23 protein-coding genes and 1 pseudogene are annotated in these 26,237 nt (G+C 57.4%); 3 read left to right on the top strand and 21 right to left on the bottom strand.

Annotated elements, in window-relative coordinates:
- Positions 1–1,351 (bottom strand): cytochrome ubiquinol oxidase subunit I (locus ACFDSS_RS05645; RefSeq protein ID WP_375254788.1); only part of this gene is annotated, 1,351 nt, incomplete at its 3' end.
- A 185-nt stretch (positions 1,352–1,536) separates the two neighbouring features.
- On the opposite strand from ACFDSS_RS05645, the gene uraH reads away from it, so the two are divergent.
- Positions 1,537–1,881 (top strand): hydroxyisourate hydrolase, encoded by a 345-nt coding sequence (uraH, locus tag ACFDSS_RS05640; protein ID WP_375254787.1) that lies wholly within the window; start codon positions 1,537–1,539, stop codon positions 1,879–1,881.
- On the opposite strand, the gene ACFDSS_RS05635 is transcribed toward uraH, so the two are convergent.
- From ACFDSS_RS05635 to ACFDSS_RS05590, 10 genes are all read right to left on the bottom strand, one after another.
- Complete coding sequence (locus ACFDSS_RS05635) at positions 1,878–2,843, bottom strand: aldose epimerase family protein (RefSeq protein ID WP_375254786.1); 966 nt, start codon at positions 2,841–2,843, stop codon at positions 1,878–1,880. The two genes, uraH and ACFDSS_RS05635, sit on opposite strands and share 4 nt — an antisense overlap.
- A complete protein-coding gene (locus ACFDSS_RS05630) occupies positions 2,840–4,744 on the bottom strand; it encodes a beta-galactosidase (protein WP_375254785.1) in 1,905 nt (634 codons plus the stop codon). The genes ACFDSS_RS05635 and ACFDSS_RS05630 overlap by 4 nt, the downstream gene beginning before the upstream one ends.
- Before the next feature lie 49 nt (positions 4,745–4,793).
- Positions 4,794–5,615, bottom strand: coding sequence for an SMP-30/gluconolactonase/LRE family protein (locus tag ACFDSS_RS05625; protein WP_375254784.1), 822 nt, complete (start codon positions 5,613–5,615; stop codon positions 4,794–4,796).
- Entirely contained in the window at positions 5,612–6,217 is a 606-nt protein-coding gene (locus ACFDSS_RS05620) for a 2-dehydro-3-deoxy-6-phosphogalactonate aldolase (RefSeq protein ID WP_375254783.1), read from the bottom strand. The genes ACFDSS_RS05625 and ACFDSS_RS05620 overlap by 4 nt, the downstream gene beginning before the upstream one ends.
- Positions 6,218–6,220: 3 nt before the next feature.
- Positions 6,221–7,126 (bottom strand): 2-dehydro-3-deoxygalactonokinase, encoded by a 906-nt coding sequence (locus ACFDSS_RS05615; RefSeq protein WP_375254782.1) that lies wholly within the window; start codon positions 7,124–7,126, stop codon positions 6,221–6,223.
- Positions 7,123–7,881, bottom strand: coding sequence for an SDR family NAD(P)-dependent oxidoreductase (locus ACFDSS_RS05610; RefSeq protein ID WP_375254781.1), 759 nt, complete (start codon positions 7,879–7,881; stop codon positions 7,123–7,125). The genes ACFDSS_RS05615 and ACFDSS_RS05610 overlap by 4 nt, the downstream gene beginning before the upstream one ends.
- Positions 7,878–9,959, bottom strand: a complete 2,082-nt coding sequence (locus tag ACFDSS_RS05605; protein WP_375254780.1) for an alpha-galactosidase — start codon at positions 9,957–9,959, stop codon at positions 7,878–7,880. Before ACFDSS_RS05605 ends, ACFDSS_RS05610 begins: the two co-directional genes overlap by 4 nt.
- A gap of 6 nt (positions 9,960–9,965) precedes the next feature.
- Entirely contained in the window at positions 9,966–10,814 is an 849-nt protein-coding gene (locus ACFDSS_RS05600; RefSeq protein ID WP_375254779.1) for a carbohydrate ABC transporter permease, read from the bottom strand.
- Entirely contained in the window at positions 10,814–11,740 is a 927-nt protein-coding gene (locus ACFDSS_RS05595; protein WP_375254778.1) for a carbohydrate ABC transporter permease, read from the bottom strand. Before ACFDSS_RS05595 ends, ACFDSS_RS05600 begins: the two co-directional genes overlap by 1 nt.
- 108 nt (positions 11,741–11,848) lie before the next feature.
- Positions 11,849–13,111, bottom strand: coding sequence for an ABC transporter substrate-binding protein (locus ACFDSS_RS05590; protein ID WP_375254777.1), 1,263 nt, complete (start codon positions 13,109–13,111; stop codon positions 11,849–11,851).
- 173 nt (positions 13,112–13,284) lie between these two features.
- On the opposite strand from ACFDSS_RS05590, the gene ACFDSS_RS05585 reads away from it, so the two are divergent.
- Positions 13,285–14,079: an IclR family transcriptional regulator gene (locus tag ACFDSS_RS05585; RefSeq protein WP_375254790.1), complete on the top strand. Its 795-nt coding sequence runs from the start codon at positions 13,285–13,287 to the stop codon at positions 14,077–14,079.
- A gap of 3 nt (positions 14,080–14,082) precedes the next feature.
- Positions 14,083–15,144, top strand: coding sequence for an ABC transporter ATP-binding protein (locus ACFDSS_RS05580; RefSeq protein WP_375254776.1), 1,062 nt, complete (start codon positions 14,083–14,085; stop codon positions 15,142–15,144).
- Positions 15,145–15,222: 78 nt separating this feature from the next.
- Here the strand turns inward: ACFDSS_RS05580 and ACFDSS_RS05575 are convergent, their stop codons facing one another.
- From ACFDSS_RS05575 to ACFDSS_RS05530, 10 genes and pseudogenes are all read right to left on the bottom strand, one after another.
- Positions 15,223–16,095 (bottom strand): dimethyl sulfoxide reductase anchor subunit family protein, encoded by an 873-nt coding sequence (locus ACFDSS_RS05575; RefSeq protein WP_375254775.1) that lies wholly within the window; start codon positions 16,093–16,095, stop codon positions 15,223–15,225.
- Positions 16,095–16,856 carry a 4Fe-4S dicluster domain-containing protein gene (locus tag ACFDSS_RS05570; RefSeq protein ID WP_375254774.1) on the bottom strand — a complete coding sequence of 254 codons (762 nt, stop codon included), beginning with the start codon at positions 16,854–16,856 and terminating at the stop codon, positions 16,095–16,097. The genes ACFDSS_RS05575 and ACFDSS_RS05570 overlap by 1 nt, the downstream gene beginning before the upstream one ends.
- A complete protein-coding gene (locus tag ACFDSS_RS05565) occupies positions 16,853–17,044 on the bottom strand; it encodes a hypothetical protein (RefSeq protein ID WP_375254773.1) in 192 nt (63 codons plus the stop codon). The genes ACFDSS_RS05570 and ACFDSS_RS05565 overlap by 4 nt, the downstream gene beginning before the upstream one ends.
- The gene (locus ACFDSS_RS05560) at positions 17,041–19,863 is read right to left on the bottom strand and encodes a molybdopterin oxidoreductase family protein (RefSeq protein ID WP_375254772.1); all 2,823 of its coding nucleotides are present in this window, start codon (positions 19,861–19,863) and stop codon (positions 17,041–17,043) included. The genes ACFDSS_RS05565 and ACFDSS_RS05560 overlap by 4 nt, the downstream gene beginning before the upstream one ends.
- An 11-nt stretch (positions 19,864–19,874) precedes the next feature.
- Positions 19,875–20,639, bottom strand: a complete 765-nt coding sequence (locus tag ACFDSS_RS05555) for a sulfite exporter TauE/SafE family protein (protein ID WP_375254771.1) — start codon at positions 20,637–20,639, stop codon at positions 19,875–19,877.
- Positions 20,640–21,704 (bottom strand): acetate/propionate family kinase, encoded by a 1,065-nt coding sequence (locus tag ACFDSS_RS05550; protein ID WP_375254770.1) that lies wholly within the window; start codon positions 21,702–21,704, stop codon positions 20,640–20,642.
- Positions 21,701–22,636, bottom strand: coding sequence for a phosphate acyltransferase (locus ACFDSS_RS05545; RefSeq protein WP_375254769.1), 936 nt, complete (start codon positions 22,634–22,636; stop codon positions 21,701–21,703). The genes ACFDSS_RS05550 and ACFDSS_RS05545 overlap by 4 nt, the downstream gene beginning before the upstream one ends.
- Before the next feature lies 1 nt (position 22,637).
- The gene (locus tag ACFDSS_RS05540) at positions 22,638–23,390 is read right to left on the bottom strand and encodes a TSUP family transporter (protein WP_375254789.1); all 753 of its coding nucleotides are present in this window, start codon (positions 23,388–23,390) and stop codon (positions 22,638–22,640) included.
- Positions 23,387–25,159 (bottom strand): sulfoacetaldehyde acetyltransferase, encoded by a 1,773-nt coding sequence (gene xsc, locus ACFDSS_RS05535; RefSeq protein WP_375254768.1) that lies wholly within the window; start codon positions 25,157–25,159, stop codon positions 23,387–23,389. The genes ACFDSS_RS05540 and xsc overlap by 4 nt, the downstream gene beginning before the upstream one ends.
- Before the next feature lie 161 nt (positions 25,160–25,320).
- A pseudogene (locus ACFDSS_RS05530) lies at positions 25,321–26,237 on the bottom strand (PLP-dependent aminotransferase family protein); the annotation flags it as partial.

Below are 26,237 nucleotides of genomic sequence, written 5' to 3'. Positions count from 1 at the left end.
CAATACGCGTGCCAATTTGTTCACCCTTTGCGGCCTTACGCGCCAGATAGAAGATCACGAAGATATAGGCCGCCAAAAGTGCTGCATAGACAACGAGGTAGGCAATGAGTGTCGACAGAACCATCGGGGCAGGGACATCGGCGACGGCCTCTTTGGTGGTCATGACGCCTTGGACCAGCCAAGGCTGGCGCCCGATCTCTGTGGTGTACCATCCGGCAAGTGTCGCCAGCCAGCCACTAAAGCTCATGCCGACAAGGCCGTAGAGCACCGGTTTCGGTAGCCCTTCGACCCCGCGTTTACGCCGCAAGATCATATATGTCGCAGACCAGCTCACCAGCAGCATCAACAGGCCAGTGCCCACCATGACACGGAAGGACCAGAAGACCGGCGTCACCCGTGGGTGCAAGACGTCGCCTTCCTCGGTGACAAAATCATTGAGGCCTTTCACCTCGCCATTCCAGTCCTTGGTCAGAATGAGGGATGCGAGGTTTGGAATACCGATTTCAGATTTGTTCTCGCGTGCTTGCTCATCCGGGATTGCAAAAAGGATCAGAGGCACGCCTGTGCTTGTTTCCCAGTTGCCTTCCATGGCGGCGACTTTTGCGGGCTGGTATTCCTTCGTGTTCAAACCGTGGAGGTCACCAACGAAGATTTGCACGGGAACCAACACCGCGGCTGCGATAAGTGCTGATTTCATCGACGCCCGAACGCCCTCTGTGCGTCCGCCGATCAACCAGCGATAGGCGCTGACACCGGCGATCAGGAAGCTGACGGTCAGGAAGCTGGCCAGCACCATATGCGCAAAGCGATATGGCATGGATGGATTGAAGATAATCGCCGACCAATCGGTCGCAAAGGCCACGCCGTCGATCATCTCAAACCCTTGGGGGGTGTGCATCCAGGAGTTCAGCACGATAATCCAGAACGCGGACATCAATGTACCAAAGGCCACAAGAAATGTCGCAAGCGTGTGCAACCAGTTGGGTGCCCGGCTAAAGCCAAACAGCATGATCCCCAGAAACACCGCTTCAAGGAAGAATGCGGTCATGATCTCATAGGCGAGCAAGGGCCCTGCGATATTGCCGACGGTTTCCATGAAACCCGGCCAGTTTGTACCAAACTGGAACGACATGGTGATGCCTGATACGACGCCCATCGCAAAAGACAGCGCAAATATTTTCACCCAGAAGCGGTAGGCTTCCATCCAGCGCTCTTGTCTGGTCCGGTTGTATTGCAGCTTGAAGAACAAAAGTACCCAGCCCAAAGCGATCGTGATTGTTGGGAAGAGGATGTGGAAAGAAATGTTCGCCGCAAACTGAATGCGCGACAACAAAAGTGTCTCAAGTTCCATGATATGTGTTCGACTTTCTGGGCGGTCATGTCCGCTTGGCACTTATATAGCCGCGCCGCAGCATTTTTCAGGGGGGTGCGACAGCGCAGCGCGGTTGCTGCGCTTCTGAAGTCTTTTTGGCAAATTCGACGTGACATAATGGATGCTCTGGTGGATGTTGAAAGGCCAATGAGGAGGCATCCAAGATGAGCGGATTTTTGACGACCCATGTGCTGGATACCGCTGGTGGAATGCCTGCGGCCGGAATGCAGATCGATCTTTACCGGCTCACGCCGGCGGGGCGGGATCATGTTGTTGGCATGGTAACCAATGACGACGGTCGCACGGATGCGCCAATCTTGCCTGCTGACGCATTTGAAGTGGGCAATTATGAGTTGGTGTTTCAAGCGGGCGCGTATTTTGGGCGCGACGAAGACATCAGCTTTCTGGACGAGATCCCTATCCGCTTTGGCATCAACGACCCGGCATCGCATTACCACGTGCCATTGCTCGTCTCACCGTTCAGCTTCTCAACCTATCGCGGCAGCTAGCGGCTAAATCGCCAATTGCTGATTTGCCGGTACGGCGCATCCGGTCGCACTGTAATGCTTGGAAACTGCCGATGATTTGGCGCATCCGGCCAGCGCTGCGGCTCAATCACCAGCCCCTCGTAGGGGAGGTGCCCGGGACGGTGTGACCCTGACGCGTCATGTATCTGCATCCCGGGCTCTGTCGTTGCGAGTGTCATCTGCACTCCGTCCTGGCCCACAAGCCACAATACATCGCGCAAGGGCTGAACCGCGTCAGAGAGGCAGAAGTTATGATCCAGCGCGGGCGTCCCAATCGTGGGCGTTTGCATCTTGCGGAAATCCATCTGTGTGCCCGCAACATCGATGACCTCGCCCGTGGGGCATGTTTTGTCGTTGACCGGCAGATAGGCCTCTGCATCTATGCGAAGTTGGTGGCCGGCCCAAGTATCACTGCCATCGAGATTCCAATAGATGTGACTGGCGAAATTCATGCAGGTGTCTGCATCGGTCGTGCCGTCAATTGTCATCGTCAAACTGGCAGGGGCGCTGACCGCATAGGTGACCGTGATTTCGCGGTGTCCGGGCAGGCCCGCAGCACCATCGGGCAGGGTCAATCCAAGCGTCACGCTGTCAGGTGTTTGCGCAACAACCCGCCAGAGTTTGCGGTGAACCCCGTCGCTGCCGGAATGCAAGTGGGTTTCACCGTTTTCATTGCGCTCCAACTCATACATCATGTTGCCAAGGCGCACGCGGGAAGTGCTGATCCGGTTCGCGATTGGCCCGACGATGACCCCGAAGTAACCCATCGCGTCTTCGTAGTCCGCCAGCGTGTCTGAGGCCAATGTCAGGTTGCGCCCGACACCCGCAAGGCGCACATCGTGAATGATGGCACCATAGGTCAAGACATGCACGCCGAGATCGCCTGCGCTGATCTCAATGCGTCTGACGTTCTCGCCTGATCGTGTGGTTCCGAAATGGGTCATGAGAGGGGCTCCCAATAGACGCCCGCGGCAGGGATTTGCGTGCCGTTCCATGTGAGTGGGTGGTTGGCGTAGTTGAAGATGAAACGATGTGTTTCGGTGTCTCGAATGCGCAAGCCCTCACGCAATTCAGTGATCTCAATCCCGTGTTCTTCACAGAGGCTCCGGATGATCTGGTCAAACGTCGCGTCATCTGGCCATCCGGCAAGGTAGCGGACCTGGGGTTTCCCCATGATGGCGGGCTGGCCTGATTGCGTCTTGGCAAAGATCTCAGCGGTGCCTTCCAGATGCTCAAACCAATGTAGGAATCGCCCGCCGTTTTGCCATGCGATGCCGTCATCGGGAGGCAGGCTTTCGGTCAGGGCGACGGTGATGTCGAGCCCGTCGAGGTTCGGGCCCAATGAGGTGGGAATGCTCAATTCCGGCGTTTTGGTATCTGTGCGGGGCCCCAGCAAGGCGGTGCCCTCAAACCGGGCGAGGGCGGCGCGAAGTGGGTCAGAAAGTGACATGATCCCCGGTGCCAGCACCAGTTTGTAGCCAGACAAGTCAGCCGTTTCCGGCGGTAAGATATCAATGTTCAGCCCCGCGCGACGCAAACCACAATAGGCTGCAAAGGCCAAACGGAACATTTCAAAATCGGCACCCTGCGGCTGCGCGTCCCAGCCCCATGCGCTTTCATAGTCAAAGACCAGCGCCGCCTGCGCCTTGGCTGTTCCAACATGCGGGAGTGAGGCGATTTCGTCGGCGACCTGACGCGCTTCGGCCAAAGCTGGCGCCGGTGCGCTGTCAGGGCGCAGCAGACCCGCGTGCAGTTGCTCTTGTGCAAATGGCGCCTGTCGCCAGCGGAAATAGCAGACGGTTTCGGCGCCATGGGCAAAGGCCTCCCAGGTCCAAAGGCGAACCATGCCGGGGAGTGGTGCCGGATTGTACGGCGCCCAATTTACAGGCCCCGGCTGTTGCTCCATCACCCAAAGCCGTCCCTTTCCCACTGCCCGGTAGAGGTCGTGGTGAAACGCTTGGTTGTCGGGATGCCCTTGACGCAAGTAAGCCTGTTTGAACGCCGGGCTGCCTTCAAGCCGGTCAGACAGAAAGCCGATAGGGTAGCTGTCCCACGATGCGATATCGAGATCCGCGCCGACTTTCCAATGATCGAATGCAGTGATCCTGCCCATGTAGTTGTGGATCAACGGCGCGTCACTGTGTTTGCGCAGCTCAACGGCCTGCAGCTTGTTGAAGGCAACCACCTGATCGGAGCTGTAGCGCCTGAAAGCCAGTTGATGGGGGTGGTTCGCTTCTGTCACGGTCAGATTGGGTAGGTCGACCTGATCGAAGCTGTCGTATTCCATTGACCAAAAGACGTTCCCCCACGCACGGTTGAGCGCGTCGGGCGATTGATATTTCTGCGCGAGCCAGTCCTGAAAGCCGTGCCGTGCGGCATTTGAATAGCTGAGCGTTGTTTCGTGGCAGTCGTATTCATTGTCGATTTGCCATGCTGCGATGTGCGGGTTCCGCCCGTAGCGTTCACCCATCAGCTGCGCGATCCGCTTGCATTCTTCGCGGTAACCGAGGTGGCTGAAGTCATAGTGCCTGCGCGAGCCGAACTTCCGCGTCCGCCCGTCTGCATCGACCGCGAGCATGTCGGGGTGTTTGTCGATCATCCAGCGCGGTGGTGTCGCCGTCGGCGTGCCAAGGATGATCTTCAGCCCTGCTTTGCCCAAAACATCAATGGCCCGGTCCAGCCAGTTCCAGTTGAGTTGACCTGGCGAAGGCTCCATCCGGCTCCAGCCAAATTCCCCGATGCGCACCCATGTCAGCCCTGCTGCGACCATCTGCGATGCGTCTGTGCTCCATTGCGCCTCTGGCCAGTGTTCGGGGTAGTAACAGACGCCTAGCGTACGTTTCATGGGGCGGGACCTTTTGAGTTTTGGGCCAAGGTGAAGGGGCGGTAGGTGCTTAGAGAATAACGCGGTGTTCTGCCTGGCCGGTCGTTTTTGTGATTGTTGCGAATGTTTTGCCTTGATCCGGTCCTTCAACGCCGACGGCCGCACTCGTGCAGAACAATGTTTTCATGTCTTTGCCTCCGAATGCGGGGCAGGATGTTTGGCGTGCCGCGAAGCTGAAGCTTTCCAGAAAATGCCCCTGTGGGTCATAGCTCGCAACCCGACCCACGCCCCATTGTGCGTTCCAAAGGTTACCTTGCGCGTCGACAACGGCACCATCGGGGCGAAACTCTGTGCCTTGCAGATCGATGTGCAAGACTGGCTTGCCGTCAGGCCAACCGTCTTTATCGAGCGCGACGCGCATGATTTTTTGGGTTGGGGTATCGGTGTAATAAGCTGTTTTGCCGTCCGGTGAAAAGCAGATCGCATTCGAGATCGTGATGGGTGTGTAGAGCTGGCGGAGTTCGCCTTGGTAGTACCGGTAGATTGCGCCAGCCCCCGCTTCGGCGTTGATGCCCATGGTTCCGATCCAGAAGCCGCCTTGCGCGTCGGCGCGCCCATCGTTCGAGCGCGTGACTGGATTGTCGGTCTCCAAATCGCGCAGATATGTAATGCGCCCACTGTCGAGGTCCAGCGTTTGCAGTGCCTCTGCTGACGCAACAAGCAACGTATCTTTGTCGATCCAACCGGCCGCACTGACGTATGTGTTAAATTGCCAGTAGCGGCCCTTCGTATGCAGGCGGTGCCCCAAGATATCGAACCAAAAGAGTTGCCCGCGCAAAGGATGCCACAAAGGCCCCTCACCAAGTGCGCATTGGGTTTCGTCAAATATCATGCGGCCGCATCATCATAGGCTGCAACCATGTCGCGGGCGCGCGCGGCAACTTCCGCAACTGTGAATCCAGATCTGTAAAGCGCAGAGCCGATGCCGAAACCGTCGGCTGACGCTGCCATCCATTCGGCAAAATTGTCAGCGCCCGCCCCGCCAACGGCGTAGACTTGTGTGCCCTGTGGCAAAACCGCCCGGATTGCCTTGATCCCTTCAGGACCGAGCAAGCTGGCAGGGAAAATCTTGAGCCCATCCGCGCCCGCTTTGAGTGCCGCAAAGCATTCGGTTGGCGTCATCACGCCGGGCCAGCTTTGCATCCCGGCGGCTTTTGTTGCGACAATCACCCGCTGATCGCAATTGGGCGAAACGATCAACTGCCCTCCCGCTTTTGCGACGCGACCGACCTCCGCGACCGACAGAACGGTACCCGCGCCGATCAGCGCGTCGCTGCCATGGGCATCTGCCATCGTTTTGATGCTCTCAAACGGATCGGGAGAATTGAGCGGTACTTCGATTTTTGTAATGCCTGCCGCGATCAAAGCGGCAGCAATCGGGGCCGCTTCTGGTGGTGTCACTCCGCGTAGGATGGCGATCAGGGGGCGGTCCATGGGTTATCCTTTCAAACGTCGGTAAGCCTTGGCAAGGCCCGCAAGCGTAACCGCTGTCGCGTTGACTTGTGTTGCCGGGACATGTTGCGTGGCGAGTGCCGCGACATAAAGCTTTGACAGGTTGCTATCGCCGATAACCGCGATCTGTTGACCGAGCCAATATGGTTTGGCGCCCGCAAGCTCTGCCCCGATCAAAAGGCCGGAAAGCTGCGCGCGCGCAGTGTCGCCCTTCAGCTCATGCAACAGCCCTTCTGCGCGCAAGGAAAAGAGCCGCGCTGCCAGTCGTTCGGGCCGTGCCATGGCGGTTTCCATCCCATTTGTGAAGGCAGCATCATCCCATCCCTCAGCTGCAACTGAGTGGCGCAGGACGGTTTGCGTGGCGATTACGTGAAACAATTCCCCGGTCATGAAGGTCTGGAAGCTGACGACTTCATCGGCGCTGACATGCACCCATTTTGTGTGTGTTCCGGGCAGGCAGATCACGCCGTCCCAATTCTTGTTGCGTGCCAGAAAGCCACTGATCTGGGTTTCCTCCCCGCGCATCACATCGGCTGGATCGCGTTGCATGATGCCCGGAATAACCTGCACCGTGAGGTCAGGATGCTTTGTCGGTGCTTGCACCAACCCATCAGGCAACGTGGCGCAGGGCGTTTTCGCATATGGCGCTTCAATCCAGCCTTGGCGCGAGCCGACCATGCCGCAAGCGACAACCGTTGTTGGCCCATCAAGCCAATCGCCGACAACAGCCAGCAATGCCGGCTCAAACCCGTCGCGATCGAGCTTGCCCATGCCTTGATCGGAGGATCCCTCCGCCAAAACCGACCCAGACGCAGACATTGCCCAAGCGCGCATGTTGCTGGTGCCCCAGTCGACGGCGATCCAGTCGGCTTTGATGTTTGTTTGCGTCATCCGGTTCCTACCACGCCTGCGTCAATTGCGATGGTTTGCCCTGTCATCATAGCAGAGGCAGATGAGGCCAAAAACAGTGTTCCCCCGACCATATCCTCTGGTTTGATAAAGTCTTGCAAGCACTGTTTTTGTAAGAAGGCAGCTTTGCTTTCGGGCGTGGCCCATTGAGTTTCCTGCTTTTGGGTAAAAACCCAACCGGGCGCGATTGCATTGACGCGCAAACCGCGCGGCCCCCATTCGCGCGCGAGCGCCCGCGTCATCCCGGTGATCCCTGCATTGGCTGTGACATAGGGGACCATGCCAGCAAGACCCATCATATAGGTGATTGAGCTATAGTTGATGATCGCACCCTTTGGGGTCATGAGCGATGCCGCCTTCTGGCAGGCAAAGAAATAGGCCTTGAGGTTGATCGCTTGCTGCGCGTCCCATGTTGCCTCATTGATATCCAACGCGTCGTAGCGCATGTCATTGGCCGCGTTATTGACCAGCACGCGCAAGGCCCCATGAGCGGCGACTGCACTGTCCATCGCATTCTGCAATGCCTGTGTGTCGGTAATATCGCATTGGATAAACAATGGCGCAGAGCCATGTTTGTCCTGCATCTTTTGGACAAACTCGGAGGCGTCGGATCGTCCAACAAACGCGACTTTTGCGCCCTGTGCCATGAAACCATCTGTCAGCGCCGCCCCGATCCCATTGCCGCCGCCTGTGATAAAAACCGCCGCATCGTTGAGGTCATGGAAAGTTGCGTTCATAGCCGCGTCCCTTCAATAACCCACATCCGCTCCGGGAAAGACCAGGGGAGGGTGATGCCGTGGCGCATCAGATAGGCCCCTGACAACTCCAGCGCCTCGGTTTTCAACGCAGTTGCGCCGCGCGAAAGGCGGTGCAGTGCATTGCGGTTGATGAGATCAATGCGATAGGTCGCCGCTGGATCAAGTGCTGTCAGCCGCAGCGGGCGCGGGGCGATTTGCGCGCTGGTCGCAGCCTTGCCCGCAAAGACAACAAAGCAGTGTTTGTCACGGGCTAGCTGTTGTTCGGCAAGGACCGCAGGATCAGCGCTGTCCAGCCGCAGGATATCCGCGTTCTGCATCCAGCCGCGATTGAGCTTCCACCAGCTTGTCACCTCTGCCAAGATCGCGGCTTCGGTTTCATCCAGCTCGCGGGGGTCCATCTCAAATCCCATGTGGCGCTGGGCCGCGACCCATGCCCGGAACGCAATATCAAGGTGCCGGCCAGAGGTGTGGCAATGCCGCGGACCGACGTGGCTGCCGGTGACTGACAATGGCAGGAACAAGGCTGCGTCGTGCTGGATGCGCAGCCTTTCGAGCGCGTCGTTGCTGTCGGAAAGCCAAACGCGCTGGGTGCGTTGGAGAATGCCAAAGTCAATGCGCCCGCCGCCAGAGGCGCAGCTTTCAATTTCAACATGCGGGAACTCCGCTCGCAACCGGTCGATCAGCGCGTAAGATCCGCGCGTTTGCGACGCATCAGGCATTGGCAGCACGCGGTTGTGGTCCCATTTGATGTAGTCGATCTGGTGATCCCGCAGGATTGAGGACATCCGTTCATAAAGATAATCGCGCACGGCAGGCAGCGCCATATTCAGTGCTTTTTGTTGCCGACCAAGCGTTTGATCTTCGCTGCCGAGAACCCAATCGGGATGCGCGCGGTGAATGTCGCTGTCCTCATTAATCATTTCCGGCTCAAACCAGATGCCAAAAGTCATACCGAGGCCATGGACGTGTTCGATCAGCGGATGCAGGCCGTCGGGGTATTTGCGCGGGTCAACTGTCCAGTCGGACAGGCTACGGGTGTCGTCGTCACGGTTGCCGAACCAGCCGTCATCCAGCACGAAACGCTCCGCCCCGAGGTCTGCGGCGCGGTCGGCGATGTCTTGCAGGACGGGCAGCTTATGGTCGAAATAGACGGCTTCCCAGCAATTATAATGGACCGGGCGTGGTGCATCGGGCTTTGGCCACGTTACGATCCGGTCGCGCAGGTGGCGCTGGAACGCGACTGCGCAACCGTTCAGACCGCTATTCGAATAAGCGATATAGAGCGGAGCGGTCTTGAATTGCGTGGCCGCTTCCGTCTCCATGCGTGCTGCATGGCCCCATTGGATTTGGCGGCGTCCGTCCTGCAACTCTTCTGCGATCATTTTGTGACCACCAGACCAGCCATAATGAAAGGCGTAGGCCTCTCCTTCGGTGTTGGTCGCGCCACGGCATGGGACGATCAAACCGGGGAAGTGTTCATGCCCCGTGCGTCCGGTGCGGTTTTCACGGTAGCGCATACCGGGTGCCCAGGCGGTGCGGGAGAGTTGGAATTCCCCACACCAGCGGCCAGAGACGTCGATCATTTCATCTGATTGCTGCGGTCCGGGAAGCACAGGCGCTGCAAGCCAATGAAGGTGCACGGGGCGGGTGGCGTCCAATGTCGTTTGGCAGGTGATGATATGTGTATCGGGATCGCTTGCGAAAGTCACCGTCAGGCGCAACCCGTTTGCAGCATCGGTATATGTCAGCTCCAGCGCGCCGTTATGCGTCACGCTTTCAAAGCAGAATTTCGGCAGCAAAGGCGTCCCGTCGCTGTCGCGAACGATCAGACCGGGTTGGCCGGGAAAGCTGCGTGTGGCCTCTGGGCAAATTGACAAATCAGGGTTTTCATCCAACATGCCGCCGGTGACGTCGATTGCATGGGCTGCATGCAACGTGTCGAGGTCTTCATCCGCAGGGAGCGTCGCCCCCCAGTAGACCGTCTCTGGCAGACGGTCGTTTCGCGCCGCCAGAACAAGCGTTTGGCGACCATCGTCAATCCGGTAGGTGCGGTTCATGGGCGTCTACTTTACAGCTCCGAGGGTGAGACCCGCGATAAAGTGTTTCTGCATCAAGAAGAACATCGCAACCGGTGGGAGTGCTGCCACGATCGATCCCGCGCTCATCAGGTGATAGGCCGCGCGGAACTGCGAGTTGAACTCGGTGATACCGGCGGTGACGGGTTGCGCATCTGGTCCTTGGGTCAGGACCACAGCCCAGAAATAGTCGTTCCAGATGAATGTGAAGATCAGCACGGCCAAAGCGGCCAATGCGGGCTTCATTAAGGGTAGAACCACATAGAGGAAAATTCTCCACTCCGCGATGCCTTCAACGCGCGCGGCCTCAATCAACGGGAACGGCAGGGCGCGGATAAAGTTCCGCATGAAGAGTGTGCAGAACCCGGTTTGGAACGCGATGTGGAACAGGATCAGGCCGGTCTTTGTATCATAAAGTCCAAGGTCCAATGTCAGATCGCGCACAGGCACCATCAAGATCTGGAATGGCACAAAATTGCCTGCGATGAAGATAAAGAATATCGGCAAGTTGCTTTTGAACTTGTAGATACCCAACGCAAAGCCCGCCATGCACGATAGTGCCACCGCCCCGATCACAGTTGGGATCGTGATAAACAGGGAGTTTAGCAAATAGCGCGGCATGTTCGATTCGAAGAATACTTTGCCGTAATTCGAGAACGCCTCAAAGCTGCTGGGGACGCCCCAGTAGTTGCCGTTGACGAAGTCTGCCTCTGGCTTGATGGAGAAGTTGGCAACCGCGATCAGCGGCAACAACCAGACAATCAGGCTGAACGGCAAGATTACTTGATAGGAAATCTGCCACGTCCGTGACGTTTTTTCGAGCGGGGTTGGAAACATTAGCGCGCTCCTTTTTCGTCACGGTACATGGAGTAAAGGAAATAGGTGATGAAACCCAGCATCAGGCAGAACAGCACAACCGCGATGGCCGCGCCATAACCCATGCGGAAGCCGAACTCCGACAGCGATTCCTCGAACATGAAAAAGGACAACACGCGGGTAGAGCCGAAAGGCCCGCCGTTTGTCATGACACTAATCAAGTCGAATGATCGCAATGCGCCGATGATTGTCACCACAAATGCGATAAAGGTCGCGGGCTTCAATTGGGGCAGGATCACATACCAGAGCATCTTGTACCCCTTCGCACCATCGAGCCGGGCGGCTTCGACCTGCTCTGGATCAACCGCGTTGAGGCCCGTGAGGTAAAGGATCATGCAATAGGCAGTTTGCGGCCAGAGGCCCGCTGCGATGATGCCGTATGTCGCAAGTGTTGGGTCACCGAGGATGTTCACCGGACCTGCGCCAAAGACGGCCAGCACCGCGTTCAGCAAGCCTTCGCGTGGTAGGTAGAACCAGCTGAAAACCAGACCAACAACCACCTGGCTGATGACGAAGGGGAAGAAGAACATCGACTTGTAAAAGCGGATGCCTGTGACTGTCTGATTGAGAAACAGGGCAATAAACAAGCCTGCCGGGATCGCCAGAAGGTATAGCACCAGCCATTTGATGTTGTTCCAGAAAGAGGTTTCGAACTTGCGATCCATATTCTGGTCGCCCCAGCCCAAAAGACGCTCATAGTTGGCAGTGCCAACCCATGTCTTTTCGCCCAGACCATCCCATTCATGCAGAGAGATCCAAAATGACTGTCCGATTGGAATAATTACGTAAACCGCAAAGAAGATCATTGCAGGTAGCAGGAATAGCCAAGGCGTAATCGCGATCTCGTTGCGTTTATACCAGCCCTTGTTGGTGTCGGCGGATGCCATGATCTTGTCTCCCCTGCGGACAGCACATGCGAAAATCCGGGTGTTGGATTTGCGGATAGGCTGCGGGTGGGCAAGTAGGGTGGATTTTCATCCACCCTACCAATTGGCTTAGTTGTAGATACGCTGACGTGTCTCTTCGAGACGCTCAAGGATGTCGTCCAGATTGTCTGGGAACACCATGAACTCCTGCAGGCCTTCCATGCCGACAGATGCCATTTCCGCATCGAAGTCACGATCGAAGAACTGCATGATGCCGCCGCCCGCATTGTTCGACAGCATGTCGAAGCCTTGCTCAAGGAATTTGTCGGCATCAATGGAAGAGTTCGCATTGACAGGCAACTGACCCAAAGCGTCGCCGCTGTTGATCGCTGTCTGCACGTCCGCAGATGTGACATAGCGCAGGAATTCTTTCGCTGCGTCCATGTTTTGCGCACCAGATGCAATGTGGAATGTATCTGTTGGCGCATCTTCTGCATAATCAACGTCGGGGTTAATCATCGGGAACTGGTAGAAGTCCAGCTTGCTGTCATCCAGCCCACCGTCGCGCATCGCAGCGACAGCAAAGTTACCCATCAGGTAAGACGCAGCTTCACCATTCACCATGAATGGTAGCGCTTCCTGCCAGCTATAGGTCTGGTGGTCGTCAATAAAGGCTCCCATGTCGATCAGCTGACGCCAGTTGGCGAACGTCTCCCGGACGCGGTCGTCGGTCCATTCAATTTCGCCACGGGCAAGCGCCATGTGGAAATTATATCCATTGGTGCGCGAGTTGATGTAGTCAAACCAGCCGCCAGCAGTCCAAAGGAACTTGGTGCCGATGGTGTAGCACTTCACGCCATTGTCCAGAAGCGTCTGGCAGTTTGCCACTTCTTCTGCCCAGTTTGTTGGCTCGCTCAAGCCATATTGGTCGAAGATGTCCTTACGGTAGTAAACACCCCACTGGTAGTATGTGTAGGGGACGCCCCACTGTGCGCCATCAAGCGTCATCGCACCTTTGGTGGATGCCAAAGCCTCAAATTCGGGCTCTGCCCAAAGATCGGAGATGTCGGCAAACAGGCCCGCGTCCACATAGGGACGCATCCGGTTTGCTGCGTACCAGTTCACAACGTCAGGTGGGTTTGCGCCCAGTGCGTTGCGGATCTGTGTCTTCCATGCTTCGCGGTCGACGATCGTCAGGTTAACTTCCAGATCAGGGTGCAGCGCGTCGAAATCTGATGCCAGACCTTCCATCACTGCGCGCGGCGCAGGGTTGGACATGTCAGAGATGATGTTGAGTTCGCCGGACAGGCTGTTGCCGTCTGCTGCCGCTGATGACGCGACAACGCCAGCAGCAACAAACGCCGCGAGCGACGTTTTCAAAATGGAATGCATGGTATCCTCCCAGTATGCTTCCGTTGAAAAACAAGTTTCATTATTTGAAACTAAGTTTTGGATGTTGATACTAAACCGCGACTCGGCTAGCCTTGTCAACAGTCGAAGGCTGCACCGGGGAGGAGACCGGTGTCAAAAGCCAAAGATCGGCGACGGGAGGATAGATGGGTCGCGTGACCGGTGACGGCACAGTGGGCAAGGCACTTGAGGTGCTGGATCAAGTGGCGGCCTTCGGGCGGCCTGTTCGCTTTTCAGAGCTCCTGTCGCAGTCATCGTTCCCCAAGCCAACGCTTTACCGCTTCGTTCAAACGCTCACCAGCCAGCAAATGTTGGCTTATGACCCAGAGCGGCAAACCTACAGCCCCGGCCTGCGGCTTGTTCGGCTGGCACATGCAGCTTGGGATCAATCCACATTGGCACCGGTGGCGCGCAAACACATTGAAGCGCTCAGCCAGCAGGTCGGTGAAACAGTGCATCTGGCCCAACTCGATCATGCACAAGTGCTGTATATCGACAAGCGAAACGCCAGCCAGCCGGTTGAGATGTACAGCCAAGCGGGCAAAGTCGGCCCGGCATACTGCACCGGCGTTGGCAAGGTGATGCTGGCATTCCTGGATAGTGACGCTGCCGGACAGGTGATCGAACAGCAATCTTTTCATGCCTTTACCGAGCACACGCTTGATAGTGCGGATGCCTTGCGAGCAGAGCTGAAGGACATTCGTGATAACGGCTATGGTTTTGACCGGGAGGAACATGAACCGGGTATCATCTGCGTCGCGATGCCAATTCTGACGGATGCCGGCCGCGTACTGGGGGCTTTGTCTGTCACGAGCACGACAAGCCGTACCAATCTTGCAGGCCTCGAAAGCTTTGTGCCGGTCCTGCAGGAAACCGCAAACAACATTACAAGGGATGCCCAAAATTGGAGCTTCCCTGATTACACCCCCAAAGAAACAACAGGGATATAAGCCATGTCAGGTGTTACGCTGAACAACGTGATTAAACGCTACGGCGAAGTACAGGTCATCCACGGCGTTGATCTTGATATCAAAGACGGAGAGTTCTGCGTCTTTGTCGGCCCGTCTGGTTGCGGGAAATCCACGCTTTTGCGCATGGTCGCAGGGCTTGAGGAAACGACCGAGGGTGCCATTCATATCGGTGATCGTGATGTCACGCGCATGGATCCGTCCCAGCGCGGTGTTGCGATGGTGTTCCAGACCTACGCGCTTTATCCCCACATGACCGTCAAGGACAATATGGGTTTCGGCCTGAAGATGAACGGCCACCCCAAGCCGGAGATTGAAAGCAAGGTGGCCGAAGCGACGCGTATTTTGAAGCTGGAGCCCTATCTGGATCGCAAGCCTGCGGCCCTGTCTGGTGGCCAGCGCCAACGTGTGTCGATAGGCCGGGCGATTGTGCGCGGGCCTGAGGTGTTCCTGTTCGACGAGCCTTTGTCCAATCTTGATGCGGAACTGCGCGTCGAAATGCGGGTTGAGATCGCGCGTTTGCACAAGGAAATCGGTGCGACGATGATTTACGTCACACACGATCAGGTCGAAGCCATGACATTGGCTGACAAAATCGTCGTTCTGCGTCTTGGGGTGATCGAACAGGTCGGCGCACCGATGGATCTCTATCGTGATCCTGACAATAAATTCGTGGCAGGCTTCATCGGCTCACCTGCGATGAATTTTGTCAGCGGCACAATGACGGCCAGCGGCGTTGATGCGCCGGGACTTGGCGGGTCTTTCGACGGGTTGGTCAGCAGCGCATATGACGGCAATACCGTCAGTGTTGGCGCGCGGCCAGAGCATATCACGCTCGATCCTGCGGGAGACAGCCACACCGTAGAGATGACAGAGAGCCTCGGTGGTGTTTCTTATGCTTATCTTACAAGCGCGACGGGCGAGCGGATCGTTGTTGAAGAGCGCGGCGATGAGCGGACGGCAGAGGGTGCGACGGTTGGCATTCTGATCGATACAAACCGGATATTCCTGTTTGATGGTCAGACCGAAAAACGCATTCGGACTTGATACAGAAATTCCAGAAATTCTTGTAAAACGAAAAGAGCCCGCACATTGCGCGGGCTCTTTGTTGTTGTGAGGGTCGGATCAGCGTTTGCCGTAATAGAGACCGACGACATGCTCTGCTTGTGCAAAAAACAGCCAGCGCAGCGTGAGAACGCCCGCAATATGACTGACGACCGCCAGTACCCCAAGAACATGATTGAACGGTAAAAGCAGGAGGACGACTGGCAGCACGAATCCAAGCGCCATCGCGATAATCCGCAATTTTTGCACATGTTTGCGCCCGACCTGATGGATAAATTCACGCATCAGATAATTTGTACCTGTATGTGGTGGCTCAAACGCGCGGACTTTGCCGATATGTCCCAGGCCCGTTGCAGTCGCCATGTCGGTGCCGCTCTCTGTCAGTCGCGTATCGCCTGAGGTCCAGGCGTAAAACTGCAGTCCTCCGGCTACGACCAACAAAACCAGAGCAGCCGAGATCTGACCAGAGAGCAACGCGCCCCCACCAATGGAAAGCGTCAGGAATAACGCAGGGGTCGTCCAGTGCTTCCAACGCGGGACGGTGTTCAACTGCGCATAGATCATTGACGTCGTGTAGACCGTGCCAAGCGCCCCTAAGGCCCCGATCCATCCCAGTGGGGCGAATTGCACGCCAAAGAACACCAAACCAATCGCATAGGCTGCCATGACAAGCAAAGTGGCGACAGCGCAGATCCCTTCGCGGCTGAGCCAGCTGGTTTTCCACTGGCTGAAGGCTTTTGCGGCCCGCTCCGGGTGACCGAGGTGGAATGTTGATGCCAACAGGCCGCCGACTGCTGCCGCATATGCGAATGCAAACCAGATAAATGCAGACAGCCCGGTCGGAACAACCGCGCCCAGGCCTAACCAGAACAGGAGGCCAAAGCCGATGCCGGAGAATGTCGTGAAGATGATAACTGAGGGTGCGGGATGCATTATGTCGCTCCTCCGGGAAGTGATGACAGGGCCTTGTCCAGCCAGCCTACGAAGCCTTTGCCATCGCTGGCGATCGGCTCAAGGTAGGGTGCCAGAATGTCGAATTCGGGTGTTTCATCCTTAGGACGCGGCGGCAGGTATTTGTTGACCGGCTTTGTGCCTTGCTCCGGCATCAGATCAAAGCCACCCCGTTCAGCAACCAATTTGGAAACGTCGCTTTCTGCGTCGCCCAGATCACCAAAATGGCGTGCGCCTGCCGGACAGGTGCGTACACAGGCTGGCTGGCGGTCTTCCTGAGGCAGGTTCTCGTTGTAGATCCTGTCGACGCAGAGGGTGCATTTTTTCATCACGCCTTCTTTGGCATCAAGCTCGCGCGCGCCGTAAGGACAGGCCCAGGCACATAGGCCGCAGCCGATGCAGTCGCTTTCGTTGACCAAGACAATACCGTCCTCCGCCCGTTTGTAGCTGGCCCCAGTAGGGCAGACCGTTACGCAGGGCGCGTCTTCGCAATGCAGGCAGGACTTCGGGAAGTGGATGAGCTGCGCTTCGCCTTGCTCAGGTTGTACCTCATAGGAATGGACCCGGTTCAGGAACGTGCCTGAAGGATTGGCACCGTAGGGCTGTTGGTCCGACAATGGCGCGCCATAATTTTCCGTATTCCAGCCTTTGCATGACACCACACAGGCATGGCAGCCCACACAAGTATCAAGGTCGATGACGAGGCCAAGCTTCTTGGCGGATGGTGGGGGCAGTTGGGTCATAGCAGTGTCCCTGTTGTAAGTGCCGGAGCCTCCGGCGGGAGTTTTTGGGCCAAGATGAAGAGGGGCGCGTCGGCGGATGTCGCGTCCGCGCGTTTATCCGCGTCCCATGTGGCAACGTACCAGATGAAGCTTCCCAAGGTGACGGTCACAAAGGCCGCGATCAGCAAGAGGACTTGTCGGTTTGTCATTTGCCAACCTTCCATTCCAATTCTTTCGGCCCTTTGGGTACAGGTGATTTAATGGGTGGCATGGCAGGCTGCGCTTCGTTTGGCACATCTGACTTTTCAATTTTTACCCGCAGATCGAACCATGCGGCTTGCCCGGTAATCGGGTCAGAGTTGGCCCAACGCAGGCCGTCGCCTTTGGGTGGCAGCAGTTCGTGGATCAGGTGGTTGAGCAAGAAGCCTTTGGTTGCCTCTGTCGCACCTTCATCCAGTGCCCACGCGCCTTTGCGTTTGCCGATGGCATTCCATGTCCACACTGTATTTGCATTCAGCGAAGCCTGATGCGCCACTGGTACCACGATTGTTCCATGAGCCGAGCTTACTTTGGCCCAGTCGCCTTCTGCGAAGCCGTTGGTCTCCCAGATTTTGGTGGGCACGTAGAGCGGGTTATGCCCATGGATCTGGCGGAGCCACGCGTTTTGTGTGCCCCATGAGTGGTACATCGCCATTGGGCGTTGTGTCAGCGCATGGACCGGGTATTCGTCCAGATCGACGTGATCATCTTCCAAAGGTCCGTACCAAATCGGCAGAGGGTCCATTGTCAGCCTGAGCCGCTCGCGCAGGTGCTCAGGCGGTTGCCGTTCTCCGATCCCTTCGGCGGCGGCTTGGAACTTGCGCAGCGGTTCAACGTAGAGTTGGAAAATATAGGGTTGGACGGCATCGTAGAAGCCCATCTTCACCGCCCAGTCCTGATAATCCATGCTGAACGGTTTGTAGTAGGCCGCGTTTTCCGGGACATGCTCCAGCCAGAAACCGCCATTCTCGATGTAGCGGTCCAGCTGGTTGGGGTTCACGTCCCCGCGCCCATGGTCTTCCCCGTTGCCGCGGAAGCCAGCCAATGGCCCAACGCCGGGCCGGCGGATGTGGTTGGTTATGTAGTCAGCGTAGTCCTGATATTTCTGGCTGCCGTCTTCGTTCACGAAGCCCGGCAGGTTCAAGCGCGCGCCCAACTCGCAGAGTACAGATTGGAACCCGCGCACGTCGCGGTCCGGTTCAACGACGGGCCAGCGGATCGCGTCGGCGACCCCGTCAGCTTCGCAGATTGGCCGGTCCAGCAGCGAGATGCAGTCGTGCCGTTCAAGATAGGTTGTGTCCGGGAATATGAGGTCGGCGTAGGCCACTGTTTCGGAAGAATAGGCATCCGAGTAGATAATATGCGGGATTACATAGTCGCCGTTCTCATCCTTGTCAGTCAGCATCTTGTGCACGCCACCGACATTCATCGACGAGTTCCACGACATATTGGCCATATACATGAACAATGTGTCGATCTGGTAAGGCACGCCCGCGTGCGCGTTCGAGATTACCATATGCATCAGCCCGTGCGCTGACATCGGATTTTCCCATGAATAGGCTTTGTCGATCCGTATCGGGTTGCCTTCAGTGTCCAGCAGCAGATCTTCAGGCCCATGGGTGTAGCCAAGGTGCGGGCCGTCGAGTGCTGCGCCCGGTGTAACCTTGCCATGCGGCTTCGGGTGGGCTGTTGCTGGTTTGGGGTAGGGGGGTTTGAAACGCATGCCGCCCGGCACTTCGACTGAGCCCAGCAGGATTTGCAGGACATGCAGCGCGCGGCAGGTTTGGAAGCCGTTAGAGTGTGCCGAAATCCCGCGCATTGCGTGGAAAGACACCGGACGCCCCACCATCTTATCATGCTTCCTGCCGCGGAAATCGGTCCATGGCCGATCCAGTTCGATGGCCTCGTCGAAGGCCACCCTTGCCAGATCAGCCGCGATTGCCCGAATGCGCTGGGCAGAGATGCCGCACCGCTCTGCCACCGCTTCCGGGGCGTAGTCTTCGGACAAATAGCGATCCGCCATTTGATGGAATACCGGGCGATGGGTGACGCCTTTTGCGCGGTGCGTCCCTGACAGATCAGGCTCAACGCCTTCTCCATTCCAAGGCGCCAGACTACCTGTACGCCGATCAATCACTTGCGGCTGGCCATCCGCGTCACGCAGGAACAGACCGAAGTCTTCGGAGTTGGGGTCTTCATTCACCAGCACAGAGGCATTGGTGAAGCGTGCCAGATACTCCAGATCAACTTTGCCCGCTTTCATCAGGCAATGCACCATCGCCAGAATGAACAGGCCGTCGGTGCCCGGTGTGATGCCAACCCAATCGTCTGCGACGGCATTGTAGCCGGTGCGGATTGGGTTCACGCCAATCATCCGTGCGCCGCGCTTCTTGATCTTGCCGATACCGATTTTGATCGGGTTGCTGTCGTGATCCTCTGCCACGCCGAACAGCATGAAGAGTTTGGTGTGATCCCAATCCGGCTGGCCGAACTCCCAGAACGCCCCGCCCATCGTGTAGATCCCTGCGGCCGCCATGTTGACCGAGCAGAACCCGCCATGTGCGGCATAATTTGGTGTGCCGAACCCCTGTGCCCAAAAGCTGGTGAAGGATTGCGACTGGTCGCGCCCGGTAAAGAAGGCCAGTTTTTCGGGGGCCGTATCGCGTATCGGCTTGAGCCAGCTTGTTGCCAGTGTCAGCGCCTCTTCCCAGCTGATTTCCTCGAATTCACCTGATCCGCGTTCGCCCACACGCTTCAGCGGTGCCCGAAGCCGTGATGGCGCGTTGTGCTGCATGATGCCCGCGCTGCCCTTGGCGCAAAGCACACCTTGGTTGACCGGATGGTCCTTGTTGCCTTCGATGTAGGCAACCTTGCCGTTTTTCATATGAACGTTAATCCCGCAACGACAGGCGCACATATAGCATGTGGTCTTGCGGATCTCGTCTGAGACTTTCGGGGATGTATCCAAATGGGGTTGATCGAGCGACATGGGCAATCCTTTCAAGCGAGTTGCGTGCGGATGAGGGCAGCGCCGGCCAAAGCACACAGCAAGGACAGGCAGACTGGTCGATAATAGGCGGCAAAACGCGGTATGAATAGCCATTGACCGAAGATAACGCCGATTGTTGTGGGCAACGCGAGAGACAGACCGCGTGCCACGGCTGTCCAATTCATCACGCCGAACCAAAGCAGCGAAACAAGCGATGTCAGAGAGCCGATAAAGAGGAACAAGACAAGGGCTGCGCGCATTTTATTGGCGGCTGCGTCTTGTGAAAGTACATAAATCGCGATCACCATGCCGCCGACGCTGGCAAGGCCTGTGGCCACGCCCGCCGCAAAGCCCGATCCGTAAAGCCCCGGTTTGGTCGCCAAAAACGGAAGGCGGATTTTCGCAAGCTGTGTCATCGCGAGCCCAATAATCAGCACAAGAACAATCAGTTTGCTGGTATCGGGCGAGATTGACGTGGTCAGCATCAGGCCAAATGGCACACCGATTGTCGATCCAATCACAAGGCCCATGACCACACCGCGGTCGGCCTGTTGCCAGCCACCTTTGGCCATCAAGACAGAGGCTGTCATTTCCAGCCACCAGCAGATCGGGATCAGTTGCACAGGTGGCAAGATGATGACGGCGCTGGCGATCACGATGGCTGAAAGCGCAAAGCCGGAAAACCCGCGCACGACACCTGCCACAAAGACGATGACGGTCAGGATTGCAAATTCCTGCCCTGTCAGATCTGTCCAAGTCAGCAGTGCGTCAAACATTCACCGCCCCTGTGCCATCAGGCCCAGCGCATCGCGGGCGATCTGCTTTTCTTCATCAGCGACGATCACGAGCGCTGGCAGATCGCCGAGGAAGGACAAATGCTGCATGATCCGGTCGCGGATTGCCGGCGCGTTTTCGCCAATGCCGCCTGTAAATGCCACGGCGTCAACACCGCCCATTGCAACGATTGCTGATCCTGCATGGCGCGCCGCCCAGTAGCAGAAGTGATCGACAGCAAAGCGCGCCGCGTCGTCATCACGTTCCAGCAATGTTTTCATGTTGTTATCGCCAGCCAGCGCCTGCAGCCCGGAGGTCTTGTTCAGCATCCGGTCCGTTTCATCTTCGCCCAGCGCTTTTGACATCCGCAAGACGGCTGCACCGTCGATATCGCCGGACCGCGTGCCCATTGTCAGGCCGGAAAGCGGTGAATACCCCATGGACGTTGCAATGGATTGCCCGTCTTTGATTGCGCAAAGGCTCGCGCCATTGCCCAAGTGAAAAGCGAGCAGATGAGCGGGCAGTGCGTCGCCAAACTCGGCCACCATGTTTGCGTAAGACAAACCGTGGAAACCGTACCGCCGGATGCCTGCATCATGGTGCGTCTGAGGAATGGCGTAGCGGGTTGCAATCTCTGGATTTGTGGCATGAAAGGCAGTTCCGAAACTGCAATACTGCGGCAGTTCTGGCGCCTGCTCTTGCAGCGCATAGACCCCGGCGAGATTGTTGGGGTTATGCAATGGCGCCAGTGGGATCACGCTTTCGATTGTTGCAAGCACGGGTGGTCTGATGCGGGCGGGTGCAGTCAGGACCGCGCCGCCGTGGACGATCCGGTGCGCGGCTGCTGCAAAACGCGATAGCGGGTATCCCGCTTGTGCCAGTCTCTCCAGCATCAGCGTAAGCGCGTGCGCGTGATTGCGCGCTTCGACGGATTGCGTATCCGTGTCCAAGCGAAGTTCGCCGGTCGTGCCGAGGTTCGTCACGCGGCCAGCGATCAGGGACGTCAGTCCCTCATCAAACACCTCGATCTTCAACGAGGAGGAGCCTGCGTTGAGAACCAATATCACTTGGGCAACCCGCAACTTATGGCCGCCAATGCAGCAGATGCGATGCGTGCGGCTGGAGGATCGGCGCGCGATGTCAGAAGGATCGGGACCTTCGCCCCTGTCACCACGCCAGCAGCACAGCCACCGGTGAGATAAACGAAGGCTTTGAACAGCGCATTGCCGGAGACGATGTCGGGAACAATGATCGCATCGGCCTGTCCGGCGACGGGATCATCGGTCAGTTTCTTGGTTGCGACGGCTTTGGGTGAGATGATGAGATCGAGGGCCAAAGGGCCGGATACGTCCACGTCCGCTACGTTCTCGCGGGTCCATGCGGCAAGCGCTTGCCCTTCCATGGACGAAGGCACCGACGGAATGGCGCTTTCAGTGGCAGACAGGATTGCGATTTTGGGCCGTTGATTGCCCAGTTTGTTCAGCAGTTTTTTGACCTCAACAATCGCGGATTGACGCGTTATCAGGTCGGGGTTCACGTTTACGGCCGCATCCGAGATAAGGATCGGCTTGCCGCCGTCAGGGTGCGAGATGTGGAAGATATGCACAAAGCGGCTGCCAGTGCGCAGGCCGGCGTCGCGGCTGACGGCGGACTTCATGAAGACATCCGTATGGAGTTGGCCTTTCATCAAGACATCGGCATCGCCTGCGCCGCACAGCGCCGCTGCGGTTTTTCCGGCTTCTTCCTCGCCCGAGGTGTCGTGAAGTGCGTAGCCAGAAATGTCCCAGTCAAGGGTGGCGGCTTCCGCATGGATCACATCCGCTTCGCCGACAAAGACAGGGATAAGAATGCCTGCCCTGGTTGCTTCCTGAGCGGCCTTCATCGGTAGTGGCGCACCAGCGCGGGCGATTGCGACGCGCGGCGCAGCGAAGGTTTGTGCGCGCGCGATCAAGTCTTGCGGTGCTTGGGCTTCGCGGTCGGAGAGAAAAGGAGAGGTCATATCATATCCTTATGATTGCCCGGATCACTCCGAACAGCGACAGGGTCAGAAGCAAGAGAATGGCGAAGCGCCGGAACGACGCGGGGGATGTGCTGGTGAACTGCCGCCCGCCTAGCCAAACACCCATGCCCAGCATGGGAAAGGCCAATGCGACACCAATCGCGGTATCTATCGTTACAAGACCACCGGCCCATAAGAACGGCAAGGTAATCATGTCCAGACCTGTGAGGTAGACAATCATGGTGGCCCGAAACACTGCGGCTTCTATCGGTTGCGCGGACATGAACGCCGCGACCGGCAATCCGCCGATGCCCGCGCTGTTGCAGGCCCCTGAAACGATCCCGACGCCGGTATGACCCAGCGGCCCGATGCGTCGCTGGAGCGTCCATCCAGAAAGCAGCACCAGCGACAGAACAAAGATGATCCCGGAGATTGCAATGCGCGCGGTGTCTTCTCCGACCGACAAGATCACCGATACCGAAAAGGGAAGCGCGATTGCCGCACCCAGAAGCAGCCACAAAATCCTGCGCCAGTCGATATGGCCGCGGATCTCGCGGGCTTGAAAGACTGTCATCAACATTTCGCATGCAAACACCACCGGAATGAGGGGGAGCGGGTTTGTGACGAGGGCTGCAAATGCGATAAATATCGCCGAGAAACCGAAACCCGAATAGCCCCGGACGTAGGCGGCCCCGAGCAACGCAATTGCAAGGGCCGCCGATGTGCCGGGGCCTAGGTCGAATGGCAAGCTTATTCAGCAGCCATGTCAGATGCGGAGATGCCGGCAACTTCAACAGGCTTCTTCATTGCGTCGCGGCGGAATGGCTCGCCGAGTTCCTGATTCAGGATAACCTCGATCAGAGTAGTCGTGTTGTTTTCCATCTGGTCGGTGATCGCTTGCTTCAATGCGGCTGTCAACTCGTCCATTGTCTTGGCCTGGACGCCTTTGAGACCACATGCGCTTGCGATACCTGCGTAAGACACCTTCATGTCCAGCTCTGTGCCAACGAAATTGTCGTCGAACCAGAGCGTGGAGTTGCGCTTTTCCGCGCCCCACTGGTAGTTGCGGAAGACGATTTGCGTGATGGCCGGCCATTCGTCGCGGCCGATGGCTGTCAGTTCGTTCACGGAGATGCCGAATGCGCCGTCCCCTGCGAAACCAATGACTGGCACATCGCGCTGGCCAATCTTCGCCCCGATGATGGCTGGCAGACCGTATCCACAGGGACCAAACAGGCCCGGCGCCAGGTACTTGCGCCCTGTTGGGAAGCTTGGGTAGGCGTTGCCGATCGCGCAGTTGTTGCCGATGTCCGAGCTGATGATCGAATCCTCAGGCATTGCGGCCTGAATAGCACGCCATGCCTGGCGCGGGGACATCCAGTCAGGACGGGCTGCACGTGCCCGCTCGTTCCAATCGGTGCCGGGGTCATCCTGCTCGTGATCCAGCGAGGTCAGTTCCTGCGCCCAAGCAGATTTGGTCTGCGCGACAAGGTTCTTACGATCCGCGCGGCCTGCTTCGCCCGCATCATCGGCAAGCTGAGCGGTGATACCACTCGCAACTTTCGCCGCGTCACCGACGATACCGACAGTGACCTTCTTGGTCAGGCCGATACGGTCAGGGTTGATGTCGACCTGAATGATCTTTGCGTCTGTTGGCCAGTAGTCAATGCCGTAGCCAGGCAATGTGGAGAAAGGGTTCAAACGCGTCCCCAGCGCCAGAACAACGTCGGCTTTGTTGATGAGTTCCATGCCGGCTTTGGAGCCGTTGTAGCCCAATGGACCGGCAAAAAGCGGATGGTTGCCGGGAAATGCGTCATTGTGCTGGTAGCCAACGCAAACCGGTGCATCGAGCTTTTCAGCCAACAGGCGAGAGGCTTCGATGCCGCCTTGGGCCAGAACGACGCCTGCGCCGTTCAAGATAACGGGGAATTTCGCAGTTGACAGCATTTCTGCCGCCTTGGCGATGCTGTCTGTACCGCCAGGTGAGACTTCAAATTCAATCGGCTGCGGGATTTCAATATCGACAACCTGCGTCCAGAAATCACGTGGAATGTTGATCTGGGCCGGACCGGACAGGCGCTTGGCTTTTGCGATGACGCGGGCCAACACTTCGCAGATACGTGTCGGATCGCGGACTTCTTCTTGGTATGCCACACAGTCTTTGAACAGGTTCATCTGTTCCATTTCCTGGAAGCCACCCTGACCGATGGTCTTGTTGGCCGCTTGTGGCGTGACCAACAGGCAAGGGGTATGGTTCCAGTAAGCAGTCTTTACAGATGTCACGAAGTTCGTGATGCCGGGGCCGTTTTGCGCGATCATCATGGACATCTCGCCGGTTGCACGGGTGTAGCCGTCGGCCATCATACCCGCAGTCATCTCATGGGCGCAGTCCCAAAAATTAATCCCGGCTTTTGGGAAAATATCAGAAATTGGCATCATAGCGGAGCCGATGATCCCAAATGCGTGGCGAATACCATGCACCTGGAGCGTTTTGACGAAGGCTTCTTCGGTAGTCATTTTCATGGCGGTGGGTCCTTCCCTAGATTCCAACAGAAACAAAGAGCACAGATTCCCCCGTTTCAAGCTGTCGCGACATTATGGTTTGCAGCCAGTCACGGTTAGGTCCAGATAGGCACCGTTCTTATGGCCAGATAACTCCAAAATGAGACTCTCAGTCTCAATAATCAGCTACTTCGGATTGCATCCGCGATCAAGCGAATTCCCTCACTGATGCGCGAAGATGGTATTGAAGAGTAGGCCAGGCGCAAGAATTCTGTTGGGGGGCTGTCGCCCGCGAAAAAGGGTGCGCCTGGTTCGACAAGCACTTTGCTGGCCTTCAGGCGCTCTGCCAATAGGGTCGTGTCGATGCCCTGCGGTGCGCGCAGCCAGACCGATGATCCGCCATAGGTGCCTTGGCCTGCAATCGTCAGCCCGTTTTCATTGAGCGCGCGATCCATCTCTTGGCGCCGCTCGTGATAGGTCTTGCTCATGCGCCGGACCAAAGCATCGTAATGCCCAAGTGAAAGGTAGTAGGCGACGGTGCGCTGGATATGCCCCGGAGGATGCCGCAGGACAGTAGCGCGCAGGGCGCGGGCTTCGCGGATAAAGGGCGCCGGACCAACGAGATAGCCAAGCCGTAGCCCCGGAAACAGCGATTTCGAAAAGGAGCCAACGTAGATAACGCGCCCGTTTTGATCGAGTGATTTGAGTGAGGGGGATGGAGACTTCAAGAACGACATTTCGAATTCATAATCATCCTCGACGATCACGAAATCTTCCGCTTCCGCCTTGTCAAGCAAGTCTCGCCGTCGCAAAAGCGGCATGGTGGCGGTTGTCGGACATTGATGGCTTGGCGTCGTAAAGACGACATCGGTATCGGGCGGAAGCGCTTCGGGGGGGCAGGCCGTCGCGGTCCACGGGCACGCAGTTCAATTGGCAGCGCGATTGGGTCAGAATGGTGCGCAGGGCGGGGTAACAGGGATCTTCGATCGCGGCGCGCCGTCGCCCATTGAGCAATACTTGTGCCGAGAGCCACAAGGCGTTCTGTGCGCCCATTGTGACCAGGATCTCGTCCTTGTTCGCCAGAATCCCCCTTCTTGGC

It is taken from the genome of Yoonia sp. (genome assembly GCF_042093035.1).
Classification (GTDB): domain Bacteria; phylum Pseudomonadota; class Alphaproteobacteria; order Rhodobacterales; family Rhodobacteraceae; genus Yoonia.
This window is presented reverse-complemented; position numbering and strand designations above follow the sequence as displayed.